This window comes from Peribacillus sp. NPDC097284, assembly GCF_044761765.1.
Classification (GTDB): domain Bacteria; phylum Bacillota; class Bacilli; order Bacillales; family DSM-1321; genus Peribacillus.
In genome coordinates this window covers 206,015-229,321 of sequence record NZ_JBIWCZ010000001.1, presented here as the reverse complement: position 1 = coordinate 229,321, position 23,307 = coordinate 206,015, and the positions used below count along the sequence as shown (strand labels likewise).

Sequence of the window (23,307 nt, the reverse complement as noted above, 5' to 3'; positions counted from 1 at the left end):
TTCTTTATGTGTCTAATATTTCTAGAACATGAAGGTAGAAAAAAACAAAATTGTTCTATAGAATAGTATAGGACTATCATGACTATGGATAAAGGAAGTGTGGCTTGGTGTGGTAAATACAAAGAAAAAGAAAAAGACGCATGTACCTTTCAGATTGAATGTTCTTTTCTTTTTAGTATTTGTTTTGTTTTCTGGTCTGATTTTGCGTTTGGGTGTCGTACAGATCGTATACGGCGATGATTACCGACGCGAGATTGAAAGAACAGAAGAAGTAACCGTGAATAATTCGGTGCCTCGTGGCAAAATGTATGACCGGAATTTGAAATTGATGGTCGACAATCAGCCGCTGGATGCAATTACATATACAAGAAAGCAAGGTACGAAACAAATAGAAATGGTTGAAACGGCCGAGAAGCTAGCTAAGTTGATTGATAAAGAAGCCGATAAGGTCACGGATCGTGATAAAAAGGATTTTTGGATCCTGCGTAATCCAGAGCTTGCGGAGAAAAAGATTACGGATAAAGAAAGAAAAAAGGTAGAAGAGGGAGAGCTTGAAGAAGCTGATTTGTACAAGCTACAGCTCGAACGTATTACAGAAGAAGAAATGAAGCTTTCCAAAAAGGAAATGGAAGTCCTGGCGATTTATAGGGAGTTCGCCAGTGGTTATGCACTGACTCCACAAATCGTGAAAAACAAGAAAGTAACCAAGGAAGAGTTTGCAAGGGTGAGTGAAAATCTCGATTCGCTTCCAGGTGTGGATATTTCAACCGATTGGGATAGGTTCTATACCTATAATAAAACGCTTAAGTCTGTGTTAGGAAAGGTGTCTTCTTCAGAAGAAGGATTGCCTAGCGAAAGCCTTGATTATTATTTAGCACGTGATTACAGCCGGAATGACCGTGTGGGTAAAAGTTATATTGAGTTGCAATATGAAGATGTCCTCCAAGGCCAAAAGGCAAAAGTGAAGAATGTAACCGATAAATCAGGAAACGTTGTGGATTCAGAAGTCATTACTGAAGGACAGCGTGGGAAAGACCTGGTGTTGACGGTTGATATGGATTTACAGTTGGCAACAGAGGAAATCATTGAAAAGCATTTAATCAGCAAGAAAAAGATGGGGAACACAAAATTCTTGGATAGAGCGTTTGTCGTGATGATGGATCCGAAAACGGGAGAAGTTTTAACGATGGCAGGTAAAAAATATGACAAGGATGAAAAGACGGGAAAAAGGTCCATTAATGATTTCGCATTAGGAAACATCACGACTTCTTATACGATGGGTTCTGCTGTGAAGGGTGCGACTGTTTTGACTGGTTATCAACAAGGAGCCATTCAGCCCGGAACATTCTTCTATGATACAAAGTTGAAGATCAAAGGTACAAAGGAAAAAGGATCTTATAGCAATTTCGGGAACATAAACGATTTAACGGCTTTAAAAGTCTCTTCCAACGTTTATATGTTCAGGACCGCCATTAATATTGCAGGTGCACATTATGTGCCGAATGAGCCTTTAAACATTAAATCCAGTGCATTTTCAACGATGCGAAATTCGTTTGCCCAGTTTGGTTTAGGGGTTCGTACGGGAATCGATCTCCCGATGGAAATGAATGGTTTCAAGGGTTCCGAAACAACTCCGGGTAAATTACTGGATTTTGCTATCGGTCAGTATGATACATACACTCCTATGCAACTTGCGCAGTATGTGTCCACGATTGCCAATGGCGGGAACCGTATGGAACCCCACATTGTTAAGGAAATACGTGATCCGGTTGATGAAAATGATGAATTGGGTCCCATTTCCGAAGAAGTTTCACCAACTGTCCTGAATCGTCTTGATATGAAGGATGAATGGATTACCCGTGTACAAAAGGGCTTTGAAAAGGTAACGATGGAAGTAGGCGGAACCGCTTATTCTTACTTTGGAAATAAGTCTTATACAGTAGCGGCCAAAACAGGTACGGCGGAAGCATTCTATGATGGTCCGAGTAGATTGGATTATAGCGAGCCTCAAGCCACGATGAATATCACGCTTGTGGGTTATGCTCCAGCCGAAAACCCGGAAGTTGCATTTGCTGTTGTCGTTCCTTGGGCATATCAGGGACATTCAGGTCATTCCATGAGTAAAGAAATTGGTGCGGAAATCATGGATACTTATTTCAAGCTGAAAAAAGAGCGGACCGAGAAAAAAGATACGAATGCATCAACCGATTTGAAAGTTGAGAACGGTAAAGAGATTCAAAAAGAGCAAGCTGAAATAAGAGATAGTCAAGACGAATAAAGAAAAGATACACGCTTTTGGGATCAACCCAAAGCGTGTTTTTTTATGTTCAAATGGGGATGTTCAGGGTGCAACCACTTTTCTCTTAGCATCTTTACACTAGGTGAACAATCATTTACTGAATATTTACAATTCCTTTATACGAGGTTTACAGAGTAATCGTATGATTTGTATGTAGGACAAATTAATCATAAAAAAATATTAGGGGGACTTACGCATGAGATATTTAAAGGGGATGGCGATGACTGTAGTAATGGGTGGAGTGATAGCCATTGCGGCTGGTTGTGGTGCGGATGATTCGACTAAAACAAGCGGTGCAAAAGGGGAAGGCTCTAGCTCATCTTCATTGGCAGGGGAAGTCATCATGGATGGTTCTTCTACTGTATTTCCCATAGTAGAGGCAGTTGCGGAAGAATATATGGCTGAACAACCGGATGTGAAAGTTTCTGTAGGATCTTCAGGAACGGGCGGGGGATTTAAAAAATTCATTGCCGGTGAAACGGATTTAACGAATGCGTCCCGACCTGTCAAAGAGGAAGAAAGTAAATTGATCGATGAAAAAGGTATTGAATATACAGAATTGAAATTAGCGTTTGATGGCATCTCGATAGTGGTCAACAAAGATAATGATTTTATTGAACACATGACAGTCGAGGAACTAAAAGAACTATGGGTTGATAATGGAACCGTGAAGAAATGGTCTGATATACGTCCGGAATGGCCAAAGGAAGAGATTAAGTTTTATTCCCCGGGTACAGACTCAGGCACATACGATTATTTCAATGAAGTCATACTCGAGGAAAAACCGATGGTGGAGAACGCGACACTTTCCGAAGATGATAATGTCTTGGTTCAAGGAGTAGAGGGGGATAAGAATGCCATAGGGTTCTTTGGATTCGCGTACTATGCAGAGAATAAGGATAAATTAAAGGTCATCTCCATCGATAATGGAAATGGGGCCGTTGAGCCAACCCATGAAACGATTAAAAGTGGGGACTATGCTCCTTTGTCTCGTCCCTTATTTACCTATGTAGCGAACAAATCAGTAGCAGAGAAGGAACAAGTAGCGGATTATACGGAATTCATGATTGAAAATGCGGGAGAACTATCTGAAGAAGTAGGGTACATCAGCCTTCCGGAAGAGGAGTATAAAAAGGATCTTGATAAATTGAAAGAACTAAAGGAATAGACGGTTTAATCATGTCACTCCTTTCCGTCTCCTCATCTGAATTCAGAGCGGGGAACGGATGGTCATTCAAATATTGCGTGTTTGAAATGGAGGATGCATTTTGGAACTGAAACAAGCAGAAGCCTATTCTGTACAGCGAATGATCCTGGAGAGAAAAAATAAAAAAAGGTTCAATCTGGAAAAGCTGATTCCGGTCATGCTGTTCCTAACAGCGGCCATATCGGTCTTCACGACCATTGGAATTGTCTTTACCCTTATTTTTGAGACGTTTATATTTTTTGAGAAGGTATCGATAGTTGAATTTTTTACAAATGGTAAGTGGTTACCTTTTGCCGCCACTCCTTCTTATGGAATTATGCCACTTGTTGTAGGTACACTGAAGATAGCGGTAATAGCCTCGCTAGTTGCGGTCCCCGTAGGACTTGCCACTGCCATTTTCTTGAGTGAATATGCATCGGAGAAAACGCGGAGAGTGATAAAGCCGATTCTAGAAGTGTTAGCGGGGATTCCCACTATCGTTTACGGATTCTTTGCCTTGACCTTCGTTACACCGGTTTTGCGTGATCTCTTCCCCTTCCTGGAAATGTTCAATGCGCTAAGCCCTGGGATCGTCGTAGGAATCATGATCATGCCGATGATAGCCTCTTTATCGGAAGATGCACTTATCTCGGTACCGAAATCGATCCGTGAGGGTGCATATGCTCTAGGTGCCACAAAGCTTGAAACGACGATAAAGGTGGTCCTGCCAGCTGCTGTATCCGGCATTGTGGCTTCCATCGTCCTGGCTATCTCGAGAGCAATAGGAGAGACGATGATCGTGAGTGTGGCAGGTGGTTCGACTCCTAGCGTGAGCATGGACGTCACCTCATCGATTCAAACGATGACAGCCTATATCGTGCAGGTCAGTAGTGGGGATGCTGGGTATGGAACAACGATATACTACAGCATCTATGCGGTCGGAATGACACTGTTCGCTTTTACGCTAATCATGAATCTGCTGGCGCAGTTCATCTCCCGCAGGTACAGGGAGGAATATTGACATGAAACTGATAAATAAAGGTCTTGTAGCAAAGAAAATGCCTGTCCGACTGGCGATTAACTCAATCTGTAAAGGGTTATTCTTCTTGGCAACCTTATTTGGGCTCCTGATCTTAGCCATCTTATTCTATCGGATATTTACTCAAGGGATTGGTCACTTGAATGGGGATTTCCTCCAGAACTTCGCTTCCCGAAAACCTGAAGAAGCTGGGGTAAAGGCTGCTCTCATTGGTTCATTATGGCTGATGGCCGTCGTTGCACCGGTTGCTCTTATGTTGGGGGGGGGGACGGCCATCTATTTGGAGGAATATGCGAAAAGGAATTGGATCACCACATTCATCAAAGTTAATATATCTAACCTGGCGGGAGTTCCCTCCATTGTATTCGGATTGCTTGGTTTGACGGTTTTCGTCAGGGCTTTGGCCTTGGATCGCTCCATTTTGGCAGCAGGACTAACGATGAGCCTACTCGTCCTGCCAGTCATCATTGTAGCGGCACAGGAAGCCATTAGGGCTGTACCTCGTGAATTACGAGATGCTTCTTATGGAATGGGTGCCACCAAATGGCAGACCATCTGGAAAGTGGTCCTGCCAGCAGCGATACCAGGGATTTTAACAGGTGGGATCCTTGCTTTATCCCGGGCAATCGGAGAAACCGCTCCATTGGTGGTGGTCGGCATTCCATTATTCATTGCCTTTTTACCGCAATCAGTCATGGATACGTTTACGGTGCTCCCTATGCAAATCTATAACTGGACATCGCGTCCTCAGGAAGAATTTCAACAGGTGGCTGCAGCAGGAATCATCGTGTTGCTCATTCTGCTCATTTTCATGAATTCAATTGCTGTGGTAATCCGAAATAAATTTCAGAAAAGATACTGATGGGGGGAGAAGATAATATGAACATGACCTTAGCGAATCAAGAGGTTCCACTAATTAAAAATGAAAAAAAGCCTGTTTCTTCAAGGGCTCCCGTATATAAAACGGCAGGGCTCAATCTATGGTATGGGGAAAACCATGCATTGAAAAATATTGATCTTGATATGCATGAGAATGAGGTGACCGCAATCATCGGTCCGTCAGGATGTGGGAAATCCACCTTTATCAAAACGTTGAACCGGATGATCGAACTTGTTCCAGGCGTAAGGACGACAGGACAGATTAAATACCGGAACCGTAATATCCTGGATCAATCTTATAAAGTGGAGGATTTGAGAACGCAGGTGGGTATGGTTTTTCAAAAACCGAACCCTTTCCCTAAATCAATCTATGAGAATGTGATATATGGACCGAAACTTCATGGCATCAAGAATAAAAAGATTTTGGACGAAATAGTGGAAAAAAGTTTAAGAGGTGCTGCCATCTGGGATGAAGTAAAAGACCGTCTTCAAGAAAATGCATATGGACTCTCAGGTGGGCAACAACAGCGACTTTGTATCGCTCGGTGTCTCGCCATTGAACCTGATGTCATTTTAATGGATGAACCGACATCAGCGCTCGATCCGATTTCCACATTAAAAATTGAAGAATTGATCCAAGAGCTAAAAAAAGATTTTAGTATTATAATCGTTACCCATAATATGCAGCAAGCGGCCCGAATCTCTGATAAAACGGCTTTCTTTCTAAATGGAGAAGTCATCGAGTATGACGACACCGATACCATCTTCTCGAACCCGCATGATAAGAGGACCGAAGATTATATTACAGGTCGGTTTGGATGAGAGAAAAGGGGGCAGATGCATGATTGTACGCGAAAATTTCGAACTTCAGTTAAAAGAATTACAAGGGAAAATCGTTGAGTTGGCTGAATTGGCATCAGGCGCAATCACTAAATCATTTACGGCACTCGAGAACAGGAATTTTGAAGAAGCGCTTGGAGTCATCGAGGATGATACGAAAGCAGATTTATTGGAAGAGGAAATTAACGACTTCGCCATTCTCCTAATTGCTAAACAACAACCGGTTGCCATCGATTTACGGAGGATCATTGCTGCCATCAAAATTGCATCCGATATGGAGAGAATGGCAGACTTTGGCGTTAATATAGCCAAATCGGCCATACGAATCGGTGATCAGCCTTTCATTCTTCCGATAACTTCATTGAAAGAGATGTATGATATCACACTGAAGATGATTGAACTTTCCATTGATGCCTTTGAGAGGGAAGATATTACTTTAGCGCGAGAAATCATTGAAATGGACGATGAGGTCGATCGTTTCTATGGGGATATGATCCGAAGTCTCCTAAGATTGTCGGATGAAAAGAACCTACAACAGGTGACTCAACTTTCCTTCATTGCCCGCTATCTAGAACGAACGGCTGATCATACAACGAATATTGCCGAAAATATATACTTCCTTGTGAGGGGGCGTTATATCAGCCGCAGGGATTGAATATAGGTAGTTTTAATAGAGAGACTTTGCCTGGCCGGCAGCCATTCAAAGTCTCTCTTTTATCATTATTGTGTCAGTGTCTTGGCCAATTGTCGATAGGTCATGTTATCCGTGACGACAAATTCGCCAATCTGAATGTTCTTGGAGAAGCCCTGATCTTCAACGTAAGACTCAAAACGTGCAGCGTCATCGATGATTTTTTCCTTTTCCAGTTTCGTTGCTATTTCTAGTGTAGTCATATTGGCTTTCACTTCTAAGGTATAGGAAACAACAGGATTATTCTTTTTGGGAACCTCTTTCTCTTGTTTCTTCTCCTCCTTGTCGATCCTTTTTTCTTCTTTTTCGGAATTTAGCCTTTCGTCTTTCTGCAAGGATACGAGATAGCCTTTTTCATTCAGCAATTTCTTAGCTTCTTCCACAGTCGGTCCAGTTTCTTCGTTGGGCTCCGTCATATAATAAAAACCAGCAAAGATTGTTGTGGAAACAATGATGCCTGCTGAAAAGGCCTGAAGAGTCACTTTATTCATCTTCTTTTCCCCGCAATCCATATTCTTCAATGACTGAAAGGGTTTGTTCTTTCGTCAAAGAGGATTGTTTGGCGATCTGGTCCAGTGAAAGTCCTTGGTTGTATAAAGAAAGAACCTGGCTCTTTAAGATTTTATGAATGGACTCCCTGTCATTTGAAGGAGTGGTTGCTTTGAGACGGTTTGCCTCAGAGTGGTCTGGCCCGTCCTGGATCACAAATTCCTCTTCAAGAATCTTCACCTTTTTCTTCAATTGGTAGATATCCTGCATATAGGTTATAGTCATTTGTTCTAGATCTTCTTCTAATTTAGCAACCTTGTCTTGTTTGAAAAAAGAAATAATAAGAAGGATGATTGCCAATGAGAATAATAGAATAATTAAGATTTGCATGTTTTCACCTCAGGGAGAAAATTTTCGACATTTACATCTATTTTACACATATTTATTAAAAATTTGGTGATTTTCCTTTTATTATATTTTTAAAATAGCATTTCTTTTCCTAATCTGACGGATTTTCATTCGCTATTTGTCGAAAATGCACTCGTTTTTATAAAAAAAAATAAATATGGATAATAATTTTGATGTAAATCCCTTTATTTCTAAAGTAAATAAATTTCGACAAAATGTGTTTATTGTTCATTGGCGAATTCAATGCTAACATAAATGTAATAAAATAAACTGAAAAATCAAATAGTTTTATTTCTTAAACAAGGTAAAGCCTTTCTTAAAATTAGTGTGTAGGATTATGAGAGATTGAGTGTCACTGTCAGCGCCTATCGTTAAGTGTGATATAAATTCGAAAAGAGAAAGGGATGATTTTTATGAGTTCATTATCCGCATATATGCCACAGGATAACCGGGAAGTATTTCGAAAGGGGTTAAAGGCGGGGCTATGGATGGACGAGAGTTTTGATTGGTATCCTGAAGAGGATATGATGAGTCATCCCGGCGGGGAAATAAGGTCGCTTTTACAAACGTTTACCCAAGGAAAAATAACATTTTCAAAGTTCACGATAAGAAATACGTCCTTTGAGCCTAAATATCCAAAGATGTTCTTTCATTATGAAAACGCTTTCGAAAAGCAAGCGGTCGCTTTTTACAGTCCGGGTGAGCGGGCAATCCTACATGTTGCGACGCAGTCGATTGCCCTATTAGGAGGAGTTGTAAAGGGGAAAGGTATTTCACAATACTGTATTCAGGGGAAAGGGAGTCTCTATCAAGAAGGATGTTTTAAATCGTTGAAAGAAGGGATCCTTGCTTACTCACCACTTGCCAAAGGGGAGGTCACCAGTATGTTCACCCTGGAAACGGAAATCCTGCCAAAGGAATGTGTGGAAGTAGTGGCATGGGCCATACATGCTGAAACAAAAGAAGAAGCAAAACTCCTGAATCACAATCTTCTTCAAACCATGAAAAACGGCGAGAACTAGGAAAAAAAAAGTTAAATTAATTTTTCCCGAAAAACATACTAGCATTTCACAATAAATAATGCTATTATAGAAAAGTCCTATGTGAAAAAGTCAATATGTTTGGAGGGAAATACACATGCGCGTAAATATTACATTAGCTTGCACTGAATGTGGAGACCGTAACTATATTTCTAAAAAAAATAAACGTAACAATCCAGACCGTCTTGAGCTTAAAAAATACTGCTCAAGAGAAAAACGCAGCACAACTCACCGCGAAACAAAGTAAGCAACAGGATTTTCCTGTTGTTTTTTTTTTGCTTTTTTCCATTTTAGCCATTAATCCTAAAATTCGACAACTTTCTATTTCGGCTTTCGTAAATGAGTTCATTTTATGAGATACTGATAGTAGTAGACTTAAAGGAGTATAAAATGATGAGAGAGAATAAAAAGATAATCAGGCAACGCATTCGAACTCATTTAATGGAAATGAGCAATGAAGAGCATGAGGAGCTATCAAATAAGATTGCCGAAAATCTATTTTCACTTGACGAGTGGAAACAGGCCAAAACCATCGGCATTACCATTTCTATCTACCCTGAAATTTCAACGGTCAGGATCATTGAACAGGCATGGAGAGAAGGCAAGTCGATTGCCGTACCGAAGTGCTATCCAGAAGAGAAGACAATGGATTTTAAGAAAATCACTTCTTTCAATCAGTTAGAGTCCGTTTATTATGGTCTTCTTGAACCAATGGAGGATACGAAAAAAGCATCCGTCCGTGAATTGGATCTTTTGGTTGTCCCGGGTTTGGCATTTTCGAATGAAGGATATCGTCTAGGATTTGGCGGAGGTTATTATGATCGTTTCCTTTCTCATTACAGTGGAAAGACGTTAGCGCTTGCCTACGATGTTCAAATACTGGATGACTTGCCAATAGAGGTGCATGATATCGCCGTTGGTAAACTGATTACTCCCACGAAAGTTTTACGTACATATGCTCATTAGAGCAAGAAGAGGTTCCATTATTATTTTTCACTCATAAAATTCCTTTCCTGTATCACACTAATGGTAGGAGGGATTTTTATGTTACGAGTAATTGTACAAATATTTTTGATTGGTTTAGTGATTTATGCAGGTTTCAAAAATCGGTATCGTTTGATGAATATAGCCCTATCGAATGGCATGATAAGAAAATATCTAGTGACCAAGTCCTTAAACATGCCGATATTGAGGGATAAAATGATGCAAAGTATGTTTTCACAAACCAAATGATGAGTGAGTAGAAGGAACCTAATGAGAGGGTTCCTTTTTTTATGGGAGGTACACTTCTTTTTTTTACTTTTTTGATCATTTCGTCTATAGTTTGAATTAGATAATATAAGGATTTCATCAGGAAATGATTTGGAAAGTGGGGAATGTTTTGGGGTATAAAGAGGAGTATTTATTTTGGGAGATTGTCCGGCTATTGTCAGTTCAATATGATTACCGCATGATCACTGTCACGGAAAATCATGAGGAAATATGGCTAGAAAGCGAAAAAAACACGGATTTCCCCGTGATAAGATTGATTCGTCATGATCTTGATTGGGCAAATTGGCTTAAAAGGGATATAGACCGGACCTTGAAAAACGGCGAACAAGTCAGGAAAAAATTATATAAAAAACCAATGAGCATTTTAAGTATCTATGTGAGTAAATTTGCTCCTGTTGATGATTTTGAATTCAGCGCACAACCAGCTATGCTTCAAAAAACGAAAGTGAACACCTTTATATTTGCAAGCGAGTCTTTTCAGACTTCCAAACAAAATTTGGAGGCTACCCTGAAAACACCACTTTCGATTTCTGTACCGGAGGATGAAGAAATTGATGAAGGGCAAGTGCTCGAGTTAAAGAAGGTAGCCATCTCAGCTTCCGTCAAAAAGGCTAAGGCTGAACAAAAAGTATTCCAGCAGGCTAAACCATTCTTTACCTATATATTGATAGCGATACAGGTTGCTGTATTCATCTTGATGGGGTTTAGTGGAGGGAGCACCGATTCCAGGACTTTAATCGAGTTTGGAGCTAAATACTCGCCTTACATCCTTCAAGGGGAGTGGTGGAGGTTCTTTACTCCGATGGTTGTCCACATTGGTTTTATCCACTTACTCATGAATACATTTTCGTTGTACTTGATAGGGGCGGAAGTTGAAAGGATATATGGGAATGCTAGGTTTCTATTCATCTATATCTTTGCAGGTTTTGCAGGAACTCTAGGTAGCTTCATTATGACTCCAAACCTTTCAGCAGGAGCCAGCGGAGCTATTTTTGGTTGTTTTGGGGCCCTGTTGTATTTTGGGATGGTGTATCCAAAGTTATTTATGCGTACGATGGGTTCTACCGTCATTCTTCTCATCGTCATTAACCTGGTATATGGTTTTACCGTATCGGGAATCGATAATGCAGGACATATCGGTGGTTTGATCGGTGGTTTCCTAGCGGCCGGGGTGGTCCACCTACCGAAGACGCAAAAGGTATTACGTCAGATGGCTTTTTTAGTTGGAACTGCCGTACTGACTTACTTTTTGCTGCAATTTGGCTATACTCATCAGAAAAATGATGATGAAACAATGGCCATGTTGGCACAGGATTACATTGAAGATGGTGAGGAAGCGAAAGCGGAGGAAATGTTGGCGGACTATGTGGAGGATAATTCTGATGCACCGATATCTCATTTCATCCTTGGGAACCTATCCTTTGATAATGAGGAATTCGAAGACGCTCGCCACTACTTTGAAAAAGCGATTGAACAAAACTCTAAGTTACATGAAGCACATTACAATCTCGCTTTGGCGTATGCCAAGCTCAACCTGATGGATGAAGCTAAAGAGCAGGCTCAAAAGGCCGTTGAGCTTGCTCCAAAGGAAAAATCATATAAGGAATTGCTAGAAGAATTGGAATAGGAAGTCTATAATTTTTGCCTTAGCAAATATGGGGTGCCGTCTTTACCGGAAAATAAGACGAGGACTTCCCTTTTATCTTTGGCTACTAACAATAGGGGGATGGTGCTGCCTTGTGGACTCAAGGTGGTACCGTCCTCTTTTTTTATGCTTATTACATAATTTTTATAAAGGCCTTCCCAAAGTTTACCGACAATTTCTTCCCGCTGGAATGAAGGAAAGCTTGAAAGCCACTGATTTTTTCTGGCCGGTAAATCGGTTAGAGAGATCACTTTATATTGATTTGGGTCAATATCAAAGTGTTCTTCGGCTTTTTGTAAACTATTTTGGGTAATATTCTTGGTTACATTGTCCAGGACATGTTTCCACTCCTTCTGTTCCTCGGAAAGGGGATTATGGAAAGATTGAAAATCAGGTGTGGATATGGCATATAGTTTGTCTTTACTTAATTGTTGTGCGCTTGTGAAAATGGTATCAGAAGGGTGTAATTCGGCATAATGAAAGGTTATCGCATCATAACGCCCACTTTCTTTTTCCTTGAATTTGTCTGACTGTGAGAGCTCTTGTCGATTTTGTTTCCAGTCTTTTAACGTGCCTTCTAGATTCCCATTCTTGTAAAGGAGTGAAACGTCCTGACGCAAATAGGCTGTCTGATCCAATGAGGAGTGAACTTTCCATGTAAGGGAATAGGCGTCCTTTCCTGTTTCTTTCGCTACCAAATGAGTAGAAGCATGTTCAAATTGGAGGGAAGAGTCAATTGGGAAATAAATGATCGTTTCCTCTACCTGGTGTGTGTCCGAAAAATATAGGATAATAAAGATGGCAGCTACCATTAAAAAAACGGTATACTTCAATTGTAGTTTCATTTTTCGCCTCCGTTTTTGGCTGTATGCTATAAACAAGTTCATTTAAAAAGAAAAATGAATAAACGGAATGCTAGATGGAAATACCCACTGTTTCATCATATGAATGGTGCTGGACAAGAAGTACTGAAAAATAACATTAGAGGATTCACATGGCAAATTGATTATGCTGTATGGAGAAAATAGTAAAGAGGTTTAATATGAAAACATACTATGATTTACAACAATACTTGAAAAAGTTTGGGACATTCATTTATTTCGGTGATCGTGTGGCTGAGTTGGAAATGATGGAATCTGAAATCAGGGAAATCCATCAAATGCAAATGATGGACACGAAGGATTACCAGATGGCGATACTCTTGATTAGGCAGCAATTGGCTATTGAAAGAGAAAAAAATGATAAAAAAAGGTGATACGATGGAAAAGGTGCTGTTAGGGGTTGACTTGGGCGGAACCACAACCAAGCTTGCCTTAATCAATGTTTACGGAGAGATTATTCATAAGTGGGAAATTGCGACTGACATTTCCGAAAATGGAAAGAACATCACCATGAATATTGCAAAGGCGATTGATGCAAAGCTTGAGGAACTCAATGAACCGAAAAGTAAAATGCTAGGTATCGGAATGGGTGCCCCGGGCCCCGTCAACTTTACCAACGGATCCATTTATGAAGCGGTCAATCTCGGTTGGAAAGATTACCCATTGAAGGATTTATTGGAAGTGGAGACATCTCTTCCGGCCGTGATCGACAATGATGCTAATATGGCGGCATTGGGCGAGATGTGGAAAGGCGCTGGAGAAGGAGCTAAAGACCTTGTGTGTGTAACGCTTGGAACAGGGGTAGGCGGAGGGGTCATCCATAATGGCAAAATCGTACATGGTATAAGCGGAGCAGCTGGGGAAATTGGTCATATGACCGTCGTTACAGAAGGAGGGGCTCCCTGTAACTGTGGCAAGGTTGGCTGCTTGGAAACGGTTGCTTCGGCAACTGGAATTGTCCGACTTGCATCAGAAGCATTGGGAATGGCGGACGAACCCTCTCTGCTACAAGAAAGAATACAAGAGGGAAATCCGCTATCCTCCAAATTGCTTTTTCAATGCGCACTAGCAGGAGATTCTTTGTCTAAATCTGTGGTGGACCGTGTGGGCAATTATTTAGGACTGGCATTATCTCATGTTGGCAATGTCATGAATCCTGAAAAAATCGTTATCGGCGGAGGGGTTTCTAATGCTGGAGATATACTCCTGGAACCAGTCCGTAAGGCATTTGAACTTTATTCTTTTAAACGAGTTCGCAAATCGACAAAAATCCATCTAGCAACCCTTGGAAATGATGCCGGGGTCATAGGGGCTGCCTGGCTTATTAAAAATCGGTTAAATCCATCATGATCTTACTTGTAATGATTCAACCGATTATATAGGCATGGGTGGATGATGTATAGATGGAATATTGCAAAAGAAGTGACGGGAACTGAATGTAGGTATTGTTTGGCTCGGTCAATGTCCATGGAAAAGAAAGGGTCCTTTAAAAGGGGAGGTTCTTACATGTTTCCCTTTTTCATTTCATAAATATTAAGGAATGAAAGGGGACGATAGTGGATGATAATCATAAGTAGGAATGGTGACAGTTTGGACTATTACAGTAAACTGTTTCAAATCCCACAGGTGTTGGTGGAGGAGGCTAACAGAGATATCCAAGGCATTCTGCAGGAAGGACTTTATGTGAACATACCGGGGTTTATTCTTCAGAAGGAGTCAAGGAACGATTTTGATCTGGTGACAATCTCCAAACACTATCATTTGCCGCTGGATGCATTGATCCTGGTTAATCAGTCAAACCAAGGACCTTTTTCAGTACCCGTTCGAATCATGGGCCCTCTGCTTAATCCGGTCAAGTTCTATGATTATCAGTCACTTCTGGATGATTTGGAGGCTTTAACCGTACATTACCCATTTATCAAGGTGGAGTCGATTGGAAAGAGTGTGTTAGGCAAAGAGCTGTTGGAAGTAAGAATCGGCCAAGGTGAAAAAGTCATCCATTTTAATGGTTCATTTCATGCAAATGAATGGATCACCTCGGCCATTTTAATGAAATGGCTTAATGATTTGCTTCTCGCCCTAAGCAACGATGATCGCATATGCGGCATAGCGTGTTTGCCTTTTTTTCAGGAAGTGACCATTTCGGTCGTTCCTATGGTCAACCCTGATGGCGTAGACCTTGTACTTAAGGGGGAGGAAGCGGCGGAGGGGTGCATAGATGTGCTCGAAATGAATAATGGCAACCCTGCTTTTTATGCCTGGAAGGCCAATATACGCGGGGTTGATTTGAATAATCAATACCCTGCCAAGTGGGAGATAGAAAAACAAAGAAAAGTACCACAGGCACCTGCACCGAGGGATTTTCCCGGTGAGGTGTGTTTGTCGGAGCCGGAAGCAATTGCCATGAAAGAATTGGCAGAGAAGCGGAACTTTTGCAGAGTCTTGGCACTCCATACGCAAGGTAAAGAGTTTTACTGGGGGTATGAAGGATGGGAGCCTAAGCAAAGTGAGGAAATCGCTAAAGAGTTTGAAGCGAGAAGCGGGTACCGTGCCGTTCAATATGTTGATAGTCATGCAGGCTATAAAGATTGGTTCATTCAAGAATTCAGGAAAGAGGCCTATACAATAGAGTTGGGCAAGGGGATCAACCCACTTCCTTTATCCCAGTTTCCTTCTATATATGGAGAATCTGTGCATATTTTAATGGCGGCATTATATATGTGACCATGATTTTTGTCGGAATATACTTCCAAATAAATATAAGGTGATTAATCGCCACATTTCTTCTTTTTTACTTTATAATGAAGAACATAAGAGGTTCATTTGTAATCTCTTACTCTTTCTAATGTCTTGCTCACACATATGCCAGGCGTTTAGTTTCAAAGGAAGGTGTGTGGAGATTAAAGTGTTTAATGCAGCCCTCACTCAATTGCTGCCTATCTGTAAGATGGTAAGTATCGTTTTGTTGTGTATCTCCACTACCCTTCTTCTCTCGGCTTGTGAGCCTTCCAATGACCTTAGTAAACCCGTAGCTGATACGGAAAAAGAAAAATCCCAACACAATCAGGAATCTTCATTGAGCACATTAGAAATCCCGGCTTCAGAAAAGGGAAAAATCGAAGCTATTTATGGTTGGCTCGATTCCAACACCATTTTGTTTTCCGAAAAGAAAGATGGTATGGATTCACCACAGCTGATGGAATGGAATTTGAAAACGAATACTTCAGCTGTTTTTTATCAGCCTTCTTCGGATTTTAGTGAAGTGTCAATCAGTCCAACAGGGGCACATGTGTTGATTTCTTCCTTCACATCAGCAGGTAAAACGGCGATTACAATCTTGGACCGAACGGGTAACCCACAATATTCTCTCGTGTTACCTGCCTACGAATTATCTTTTGAGTGGAATTCGTTCCAAGAGGATATGTTGTTTCTAACCAGTTTTTATGAAGATTGGACATACAGCAGTTATGTGATAAACCCAGAAGAGCAAACGGTTCATTCCCTTGATTTTCCACAGCCTTTCGCTCAATGGGATAGTGGAAATGGGTTGATGTTTCTTGATTGGGATAGGGAAGAACCCGCTTTGACGGCTCCTTTAGAAAGAAAAGCGTTGAATGATGGGACAGTGGAAAACTTAATGCTGGATGTCATTCATTTTAAAAAAGTGAAACACGCGCTTATGACTATTCAAGTGGAGACAGAAAAACAAGATCGAGGTACATACGCATTTTATGATGAGACAAACAAACCGATCCATTCTTTTTCCGTACCACTATTGAAAAGCTTTTCAGATTGGGTTATACCAGCCTACGACATGATTGAAAAGAATAAGGAACTTTTAACGTTCGTTCCTGTAGAATCAAAAGACGCTGACCAATATGAAAGTAAGTTTACTTTAACTAAATTGAATTGGGAAACGGGTACACAAGAAGAATTGATGAAGGACATGGAAAATGAACCATTGAGCTGTTCGCTTGATGGCAGTCTATGCTTATATGGGAATCAATTTGAAAAAATCATTGATATGAAAACCCATCAAATAAAAAAATTATTCTAAGAAATATAATGACTAAATCAAAAGCTCGCCACATGGCGAGCTTTTTCTTTTAATGTGCAACTGGAAAACCGCTGTTGATGATAGTCATGACAGTAAACCAGCCAAATACGGCGGCACTGCCTGCTGCGAAAATGAATCCCAAGAAGTTTCTTTTTTTTATTGTGGTAACTACCGCTGCTAAACCAAGTATCGCCACAAGTCCGAAAATGACCATTAATACCATATCAAAACCCCCTTTTCCCTAATTGAAAACCCAATCCCTAATAATATACCCAGAGATTTAAGTAACTACCAAAAATATGTAGAAAAGATTGCATTTGTTAATATTTTAATATTTTTTCAATTATTTGTCGAGGCCTAAAAGATGACACTTCTATGTCATGGGTAAACTGTATCAACAAAAGAGCCAAATTGGTGTAAGATAAGGGTAATGAAAATATGGGAGTTGTTGAAGATGAAATGGACTCAAATACCTCTAGGACCGTTGCAAACGAATTGTTATATCGTTTCCGACGGACAGAATTGCTTAATTATTGACCCGGGCGAGGAGCCGCAGAAAATAATTCAGTACATACAAACTAAAAAGTTTAAACCGCTGGCCATTTTATTAACCCACGCGCATTTTGATCATATCGGAGCACTGGATGCCATCCGCGATCATTATGAAATTCCTGCGTATATCCATGAAAGGGAGGCCAAATGGCTGCTTGACCCTGCCCTGAATGGTTCACAGAACTGGTTCCCCGATAATCCGATGCGCATGAAGCCGGCTGACCATATCCTTGCCAACGAACAGGAGCTTACTATTGGCGGATTCACTTTTGAAGTGCTTGAAACACCGGGGCACTCGCCGGGCAGCGTCTCCTATTATGCAAAGGAAGAGCGGCTTCTCTTTTCCGGGGACGTCTTGTTTCAGGGAAGTGTAGGAAGAACGGACTTGATAGGTGGCAGTGAATCAGTGCTTTTAAAAAGTATTGATACGAAATTATTGCCCCTTTCTGATGATACAATTGTCTTTCCAGGGCACGGTCCCATTACGACCATTTTAGATGAAAAGAATACGAATCCCTTTCTGAAATAAGAGATGCTACAGGTGCCGGATCAGGCACCTGTTTTTCTTTGAATTATAATTGATTGAATATTTTGACTCGTGTAATTATACTGAAGGTACTCGAAAAAAGGAGGTGGGAATTTGGAAAAGTTCCTGTATGAACTGATAGGAAATAGTCCACATAAAAAAATATCCTATCAGGACTATATGGAAGCTGTTCTTTATTCACCTACTTTAGGCTATTATATGCGTGAAAAAGAGAAGATTGGTATGAACGGTGACTTTTATACATCTGGTAATGTTGGCGATGCATTTGGTAGGACTCTTGCTAGGTGGTTTGTCTTCTTAATGAAGGAAAGGGGGTTGCCGCCTTGTGTCGTTGAAATGGGGGCTGGAAATGGAAAGCTGGCCCATGACATTCTTAAGTATATAAGAGAAGAAGAACCAATGATGTGGGAGGATTTTACATATATCCTAGTGGATAGCAGTCCTTATCATAGGAAACTGCAACAAATGCGGATACGTCCATGCGAACAGGTCGTTTTTGCCACTGATCTCGAAGACTTCCCAATAGTGAAGGGAATCTTGTTTTCTAATGAACTTTTTGATGCATTGCCGGTCCATGTTATCGAAAAGAAAAATGGAGAGCTTGTAGAAATATTCATCACGGTGAAAGAAGATAAATTAGTGGAAATAAAGGAATCCCTTGAAAATCAGGAAATCCACTCCTACCTGGAGGAGCATAATATTGCATTGAAAGAAAATCAGCGTTATGAGGTACCTTTAAAGATGGTAGAGGAATTTGAGAGAATCGTTAATCGCCTCCATGCGGGTATCCTCCTTACCTTTGATTATGGCTATACGGAACTGGAATGGGGCGAACCAGCTCATCAGCAAGGTAGCTTAAGAGGTTTTTATCAACATAACATGGTCAATGACATACTCCAACGACCAGGGGAAGCGGATCTGACTACGCATATCCATTTTGATACCCTAATCAAACTTGGGACTAACCGGGGTCTATCCTTGAGAGATCTCCTGGTGCAACGGGACTTTTTACTGAAAGGGGGAATTCTTGAAGGGCTGAGGGATCACGAAGGAACAAACCCATTCTCCGAACATGCTAAGCGTAACCGTGCGATACGAAGCTTAATCATGCCTGGAGGCCAAAGTGAATACTTTAGGGTTTTAGTACAAACAAAGAATATAGACGAAAAGGTGAAATTGTTTCGTGAATGAGACATGATAAAACCCATGGACCAAGAGTCCATGGGTTATGTATTTTGCTCTTAATGTGCAGCGCCTGGGGTCATCATAAATACGCTCCAGTAGGAAAATCCTGCAAAGAAAACGGTAAGATAGGCACCGAAAACGTAAATATACATGCGTTCAGACAACTTCAGGTAACTCAATAGTACAAAAAATCCGGTTTGTGCGAAGAAAAGTAAAGATGTTTGGTACATATCGCCAAGATAAAAGAAAATTGCCATAACCCCTGTCCAAAATCCACAAACTCTAAACATGCGTTCCATCTGAATACCTCCCTGTGTCTAGTCGTGTTCATACTAAATAATTATAAATGAAATTGTAAGGTAATGTAAAGGATGCCTTTTGTTTCTAGGCGAGGATGGATGCCTTATAAGAACATGTTACGCAATTTTCCATCATATTATCCAATTCCACGATGTGGACATTGGTAAACAACGACTCAAACATTCCTTTTAAGAAGGAGTTATGCATGGTGCAGATAGTGCTAGGGTCAATTTTGGCAACTTCTTTAAAGGGACAGTTATAAATTCTGAAGTGAATTTTATTTTCCGCCTCATCTGCCTGTATTTCAGGAGAGAACCCTGCAATTGATGCTGCATTTTTAAGCATGTTGACTTTTTCATCAAAGGTCAAGTCATCGATGGAGGTTGATTTAAGTTTGATTTGTTGGTGGATCAACTCTTCTCCAAATGTTTTTCCAGTTTCATAGAGCGCCTGTATGCCTGCTTCGCCGAGTGTCATCATAGTCTGGATGGCAATTTTTGAAAGTAACTGATAATCCCTGAAAGGAAAATGAAGTTGAATGACTTTATCCGATAAGTGGTAAATCCTGCTCGGACGGCCACCTTTTCCAGTTTTCCGTGCCTCTGAAGTAAGCATATCAACATCTTCAAGTTTTGATAAATGAAGACGGGCAACATTTGGATGGATTTCAAAGGAGTCTGCAATTTGCTGGACGGAGACTCCTTGATGATTATTCACGATATATTGATAGATATAATATCGGGTTGGATCGGCTAATACGTTGGTAATTCTTAACGTTTGTTCCATTGTGCCCTCCTAAAATTCCAAGTTTAACTAATTATATTATAATACAGGCAAAAAAAATTGGAATGAAAGAAAGAACAAATTTCCCTTATTTAAGAAAAAGTTCACATTTCAATTGGATTTATAGTGCAAATGTATATACAAACATTATACAAATGTTGTACAATTCCATTATGGAAATCAAAAACAATAATTTGTGAACGGAGAGTGATGAAGGATGAATCGATTAACTTTCTATTCTTATCCAAGTTGTACTTCTTGCCGTAAAACAAAGAAGTGGTTGAAAGCCAACCATGTTAGCTTTGATGAGCGTCATTTATTCAAAGATACACCGAATGAAGAAGAATTGAAGAGAATACTTGAATTAACAACCGAAGGAATGGATGAGGTATTGGCAACAAGAAGCGAAGCGTACAAAAAATTAAACGTGAACATTGATGAGATGATGCTTTCCGATGTACTCCATCTATTGACGAATGAGCCTAAATTATTGAGACGTCCGATTCTCATAGACGGTGAAAAGTTAGTGATTGGTCATAATGAAGATGCTTTACGAAATTTGGTTTCCCATAACTCAGAATTGAAAATGAGCATATAAGTCTATTCTCGAATTTTTTTTCGAGAATTTTTTTTATTTAGAAGGAATTTGTCTTATAACGTCGAAATTCTACTACAAGAAAATCTGGAGGTGATGAATGATTGATATCAACTGAAAAAACAGCAGAAAAAATCCTTACCAGTGCCATTAGACTCTCGGCATCGGACATCCACGTTTTACCACGCAAGGAAGGCCCACTTATTCAATTTAGAATCGACAACAAGCTCGTACCACAAGAAACCCTATCCTTTTTTGAAACCGAGAGGCTTATTTCCCATCTTAAATTTCTTGCCGCAATGGATATTGGCGAGAAAAGAAGGCCCCAAAGCGGAGCCATTACCGTCAATCTCGCCAATAAAGTGGTTGGACTTCGCCTTTCCACCCTACCCACAGCTCACTTCGAGAGTTTGGTTATCCGTTTAATTCCTCAACAGAATATCCTACCTCTAGAACAGTTATCCTTATTTCCCAATACCGCTCAAAAACTGCTAGCGCTTTTGAAACATTCCCATGGGATGATCATTTTCACGGGTCCTACTGGAAGTGGGAAAACGACAACATTATACTCCTTGCTTCATCATGCACAAGAAATGATTAACCGAAATGTCATCACGCTTGAGGATCCTATAGAAAATGAATCTGATAAAGTGTTACAGGTCCAAATTAATGAAAAGGCCGGCATTACGTATTCAGTCGGTTTAAAAGCGGTACTTAGACATGATCCCGATATTATCATGGTCGGGGAAATTAGGGATTCCGAAACGGCAAAGATTGCAGTACGGGCCGCATTGACCGGGCATCTAATCCTTACTACTATGCATACAAGGGATGCTCAAGGAGCCATTTCTAGGCTTCTAGAGTTCGGTGTAAGCTGGCTGGAGATTGAACAGAGTTTGATTGGTGTGACGGCGCAAAGACTGGTGGAATTGAAATGCCCGCATTGTGAGGGCGAGTGTGCACCCGATTGTTCCATGACCTACCGAAATAAAAGGGCCAGCGTATATGAGTTGCTGACTGGAAAAAGTCTAGCGGAAGTCTTGAAGTTGACGAAAGAGGAAAAAGGAAAGGGGAAAGCCACCTATCGTCAGCTGAAAGACGAAATTGGGAAAGCGGTAGCGATGGGCTATGTGAATCTCGATGAATTTGAACGGTTGGTTTACGAAGAAACCAAAAAGTAAATGGACGTTGAAAGAACAAGCTGTCTTTATAACGAAGCTGGGCGAATTATTAGCTCATGGTTATCCATTAGCCGAGGCGATCCACTTCCTGGAATTTCAGGAATCCAGGAAAAAGGCCGGGGATTTCAATCAGGCCATTCAGGATTTAAGGAGTGGGCACCCTTTGCATCAAGTGTTGACGAATCTTACGTTTCATCCAGAGCTTGTAAGTTTTATATTTTATGGCGAACAATATGGCGACCTTGATCGAGCATTGAAGGAAGGTGGGGACTACTGGAAGAAACGGACGGAAGATACAGAAAAAGTGAAAAAACTCATGATCTATCCGATTTTCCTGTTCTTTTTTGTGAGCATTGTATTTTATGTACTGCAAAGTGTCCTTCTCCCCAAGTTTCAGACGATTTTTCAGACGATGAATGTTAAACAGAATATGATCCTGAATGTGTTGGCTGCATCCTCAGTCATCCTCCCGCTGATCCCCTTCATCCTACTTGGAATGCTCCTTATCTTCTATTTATTCAAACAATTCTGGTTCGACAAACTATGTCCATTAAGACAACGGCGATTATTGATGAAGATTCCGTTGGCAGGACCCTTCATCAAGTTGTATGAAACGTATTTTTTTGCAAGTCAGTTCAGCGGTCTCCTCGCTGGTGGACTTTCTATTAATGAGAGCATTAAATTATTCTCCGTAAACCAGCAGCAACCATTTTATCAAAAGCTTTGCTCCATCATTAAAGATGATTTAATGGAGGGCAGGTCGCTAGAAACCATCTTTCAAGAGCAACCCTACTTTGATAAGAACTTGTCGATTATCGCAGCGAATGGACAAAAGTATGGCAGGCTTGATTCTGAGTTACTCCATTACAGCCGTTTTTTATTGGAAAAGATTGAAGAGAGGATGAACACCATCATGAAAGTCATACAACCTCTTCTTTTTTCTATAATCGGGCTATTGATTATTTCTATTTATATGGCTGTCTTATTGCCGATGTTTTCTCTACTAGATGGAATATAAGGTACAAGAAAAAATGGGAGGTGAATCTGCTCAGAAAATATTGAGTGCATTCTTGTTATTTTCGTAATTAGCAGATTAATATGAAGAAATATTTAAACGAAAAAGGCTTTACGTTAATTGAAATGCTTATTGTATTGCTCGTCATCTCGATTCTGCTGATTATCACCATACCGAACATCACGAAGCATCAATCGACCATCCATTCTAAGGGGTGTGAGGCTTTTGTCAAAATGGTTCAGGCCCAAGTCCAAGCTTATGAGATAGACAATTCCAAGTTGCCTTCCGGTATTAATGATTTGGAAACTCAAGGATACCTTAAACAGAAATCCTGTCCGAATGGGGACGGCATCAGCATTGACAATAAAGGAAAGGTTACAGTCGTTGAGTAGAAAATTCGGGGAGGATAGCCCTTCCTCCGGA

The 23,307-nt window shown here is 40.6% G+C and carries 27 protein-coding genes; 21 read left to right on the top strand and 6 right to left on the bottom strand.

What is annotated here, in order from left to right; translation table 11 throughout:
• The first annotated feature begins 109 nt into the window (after positions 1–109).
• The 6 genes from ACIQXU_RS01210 to phoU all read left to right on the top strand — a co-directional run bounded on the left by ACIQXU_RS01210 (position 110) and on the right by phoU (position 6,898).
• On the top strand, positions 110–2,278 hold the full coding sequence (locus tag ACIQXU_RS01210; RefSeq protein WP_402869523.1) for a peptidoglycan D,D-transpeptidase FtsI family protein: 2,169 nt from the start codon (positions 110–112) through the stop codon (positions 2,276–2,278).
• Between the two features lie 217 nt (positions 2,279–2,495).
• Positions 2,496–3,467 (top strand): PstS family phosphate ABC transporter substrate-binding protein, encoded by a 972-nt coding sequence (locus tag ACIQXU_RS01205; protein WP_402986263.1) that lies wholly within the window; start codon positions 2,496–2,498, stop codon positions 3,465–3,467.
• Between the two features lie 139 nt (positions 3,468–3,606).
• Positions 3,607–4,506, top strand: a complete 900-nt coding sequence (gene pstC / locus ACIQXU_RS01200) for a phosphate ABC transporter permease subunit PstC (RefSeq protein WP_402869889.1) — start codon at positions 3,607–3,609, stop codon at positions 4,504–4,506.
• Between the two features lies 1 nt (position 4,507).
• Positions 4,508–5,386, top strand: coding sequence for a phosphate ABC transporter permease PstA (pstA, locus tag ACIQXU_RS01195; RefSeq protein ID WP_402986261.1), 879 nt, complete (start codon positions 4,508–4,510; stop codon positions 5,384–5,386).
• Positions 5,386–6,225: a phosphate ABC transporter ATP-binding protein PstB gene (pstB, locus tag ACIQXU_RS01190; RefSeq protein WP_402869518.1), complete on the top strand. Its 840-nt coding sequence runs from the start codon at positions 5,386–5,388 to the stop codon at positions 6,223–6,225. The genes pstA and pstB overlap by 1 nt, the downstream gene beginning before the upstream one ends.
• A gap of 19 nt (positions 6,226–6,244) precedes the next feature.
• Positions 6,245–6,898 carry a phosphate signaling complex protein PhoU gene (phoU, locus tag ACIQXU_RS01185; RefSeq protein WP_402986259.1) on the top strand — a complete coding sequence of 218 codons (654 nt, stop codon included), beginning with the start codon at positions 6,245–6,247 and terminating at the stop codon, positions 6,896–6,898.
• 65 nt (positions 6,899–6,963) lie between these two features.
• Here phoU and ACIQXU_RS01180 read toward each other — a convergent pair whose 3' ends face one another.
• The gene (locus tag ACIQXU_RS01180) at positions 6,964–7,425 is read right to left on the bottom strand and encodes a hypothetical protein (protein ID WP_402986257.1); all 462 of its coding nucleotides are present in this window, start codon (positions 7,423–7,425) and stop codon (positions 6,964–6,966) included.
• Positions 7,418–7,813 carry a hypothetical protein gene (locus tag ACIQXU_RS01175; RefSeq protein WP_402956525.1) on the bottom strand — a complete coding sequence of 132 codons (396 nt, stop codon included), beginning with the start codon at positions 7,811–7,813 and terminating at the stop codon, positions 7,418–7,420. The genes ACIQXU_RS01180 and ACIQXU_RS01175 overlap by 8 nt, the downstream gene beginning before the upstream one ends.
• 431 nt (positions 7,814–8,244) lie before the next feature.
• Between ACIQXU_RS01175 and ACIQXU_RS01170 the strand changes: the two genes are divergently transcribed.
• From ACIQXU_RS01170 to ACIQXU_RS01150, 5 genes are all read left to right on the top strand, one after another.
• Positions 8,245–8,853 (top strand): hypothetical protein, encoded by a 609-nt coding sequence (locus tag ACIQXU_RS01170; RefSeq protein ID WP_402869511.1) that lies wholly within the window; start codon positions 8,245–8,247, stop codon positions 8,851–8,853.
• Positions 8,854–8,968: 115 nt separating this feature from the next.
• Entirely contained in the window at positions 8,969–9,118 is a 150-nt protein-coding gene (rpmG, locus tag ACIQXU_RS01165) for a 50S ribosomal protein L33 (RefSeq protein ID WP_028391797.1), read from the top strand.
• Between the two features lie 146 nt (positions 9,119–9,264).
• Entirely contained in the window at positions 9,265–9,837 is a 573-nt protein-coding gene (locus ACIQXU_RS01160; RefSeq protein ID WP_402956529.1) for a 5-formyltetrahydrofolate cyclo-ligase, read from the top strand.
• A 78-nt stretch (positions 9,838–9,915) separates the two neighbouring features.
• A complete protein-coding gene (locus ACIQXU_RS01155) occupies positions 9,916–10,104 on the top strand; it encodes a hypothetical protein (protein WP_402869507.1) in 189 nt (62 codons plus the stop codon).
• Between the two features lie 124 nt (positions 10,105–10,228).
• The gene (locus ACIQXU_RS01150) at positions 10,229–11,770 is read left to right on the top strand and encodes a rhomboid family intramembrane serine protease (protein ID WP_402986254.1); all 1,542 of its coding nucleotides are present in this window, start codon (positions 10,229–10,231) and stop codon (positions 11,768–11,770) included.
• 5 nt (positions 11,771–11,775) lie between these two features.
• Here ACIQXU_RS01150 and ACIQXU_RS01145 read toward each other — a convergent pair whose 3' ends face one another.
• Positions 11,776–12,633 (bottom strand): hypothetical protein, encoded by an 858-nt coding sequence (locus ACIQXU_RS01145; protein WP_402986252.1) that lies wholly within the window; start codon positions 12,631–12,633, stop codon positions 11,776–11,778.
• 197 nt (positions 12,634–12,830) lie between these two features.
• Between ACIQXU_RS01145 and ACIQXU_RS01140 the strand changes: the two genes are divergently transcribed.
• The 4 genes from ACIQXU_RS01140 (at position 12,831) to ACIQXU_RS01125 (ending at position 16,726) form a co-directional block, all read left to right on the top strand.
• Positions 12,831–13,043, top strand: a complete 213-nt coding sequence (locus ACIQXU_RS01140; RefSeq protein WP_402869501.1) for a YqgQ family protein — start codon at positions 12,831–12,833, stop codon at positions 13,041–13,043.
• Between the two features lie 4 nt (positions 13,044–13,047).
• On the top strand, positions 13,048–14,019 hold the full coding sequence (locus ACIQXU_RS01135; protein WP_402987334.1) for an ROK family glucokinase: 972 nt from the start codon (positions 13,048–13,050) through the stop codon (positions 14,017–14,019).
• A 210-nt stretch (positions 14,020–14,229) separates the two neighbouring features.
• Positions 14,230–15,393 (top strand): M14 family metallopeptidase, encoded by a 1,164-nt coding sequence (locus ACIQXU_RS01130; protein WP_402986249.1) that lies wholly within the window; start codon positions 14,230–14,232, stop codon positions 15,391–15,393.
• A 169-nt stretch (positions 15,394–15,562) separates the two neighbouring features.
• Positions 15,563–16,726, top strand: coding sequence for a YqgU-like beta propeller domain-containing protein (locus ACIQXU_RS01125; RefSeq protein WP_402956535.1), 1,164 nt, complete (start codon positions 15,563–15,565; stop codon positions 16,724–16,726).
• Between the two features lie 49 nt (positions 16,727–16,775).
• Here the strand turns inward: ACIQXU_RS01125 and ACIQXU_RS01120 are convergent, their stop codons facing one another.
• Positions 16,776–16,949, bottom strand: a complete 174-nt coding sequence (locus ACIQXU_RS01120) for a DUF2759 domain-containing protein (protein WP_402869495.1) — start codon at positions 16,947–16,949, stop codon at positions 16,776–16,778.
• A 231-nt stretch (positions 16,950–17,180) separates the two neighbouring features.
• Between ACIQXU_RS01120 and ACIQXU_RS01115 the strand changes: the two genes are divergently transcribed.
• Positions 17,181–17,807 carry an MBL fold metallo-hydrolase gene (locus tag ACIQXU_RS01115; protein ID WP_402986246.1) on the top strand — a complete coding sequence of 209 codons (627 nt, stop codon included), beginning with the start codon at positions 17,181–17,183 and terminating at the stop codon, positions 17,805–17,807.
• A gap of 111 nt (positions 17,808–17,918) precedes the next feature.
• The gene (locus ACIQXU_RS01110; protein WP_402986243.1) at positions 17,919–19,016 is read left to right on the top strand and encodes a class I SAM-dependent methyltransferase; all 1,098 of its coding nucleotides are present in this window, start codon (positions 17,919–17,921) and stop codon (positions 19,014–19,016) included.
• Between the two features lie 50 nt (positions 19,017–19,066).
• On the opposite strand, the gene ACIQXU_RS01105 is transcribed toward ACIQXU_RS01110, so the two are convergent.
• Positions 19,067–19,309: a DUF2626 domain-containing protein gene (locus ACIQXU_RS01105; protein ID WP_402869489.1), complete on the bottom strand. Its 243-nt coding sequence runs from the start codon at positions 19,307–19,309 to the stop codon at positions 19,067–19,069.
• Between the two features lie 85 nt (positions 19,310–19,394).
• Positions 19,395–20,096 carry a helix-turn-helix transcriptional regulator gene (locus ACIQXU_RS01100; protein WP_402956539.1) on the bottom strand — a complete coding sequence of 234 codons (702 nt, stop codon included), beginning with the start codon at positions 20,094–20,096 and terminating at the stop codon, positions 19,395–19,397.
• 214 nt (positions 20,097–20,310) lie between these two features.
• On the opposite strand from ACIQXU_RS01100, the gene ACIQXU_RS01095 reads away from it, so the two are divergent.
• From ACIQXU_RS01095 to comGC, 4 genes are all read left to right on the top strand, one after another.
• Positions 20,311–20,691, top strand: a complete 381-nt coding sequence (locus ACIQXU_RS01095) for a Spx/MgsR family RNA polymerase-binding regulatory protein (RefSeq protein ID WP_402869485.1) — start codon at positions 20,311–20,313, stop codon at positions 20,689–20,691.
• A gap of 101 nt (positions 20,692–20,792) precedes the next feature.
• A complete protein-coding gene (gene comGA, locus ACIQXU_RS01090; RefSeq protein ID WP_402986240.1) occupies positions 20,793–21,869 on the top strand; it encodes a competence type IV pilus ATPase ComGA in 1,077 nt (358 codons plus the stop codon).
• Positions 21,829–22,887, top strand: a complete 1,059-nt coding sequence (gene comGB / locus ACIQXU_RS01085; RefSeq protein WP_402986237.1) for a competence type IV pilus assembly protein ComGB — start codon at positions 21,829–21,831, stop codon at positions 22,885–22,887. Before comGA ends, comGB begins: the two co-directional genes overlap by 41 nt.
• An 80-nt stretch (positions 22,888–22,967) precedes the next feature.
• Entirely contained in the window at positions 22,968–23,276 is a 309-nt protein-coding gene (gene comGC / locus ACIQXU_RS01080; RefSeq protein WP_402986235.1) for a competence type IV pilus major pilin ComGC, read from the top strand.
• Positions 23,277–23,307: the final 31 nt, after the last annotated feature.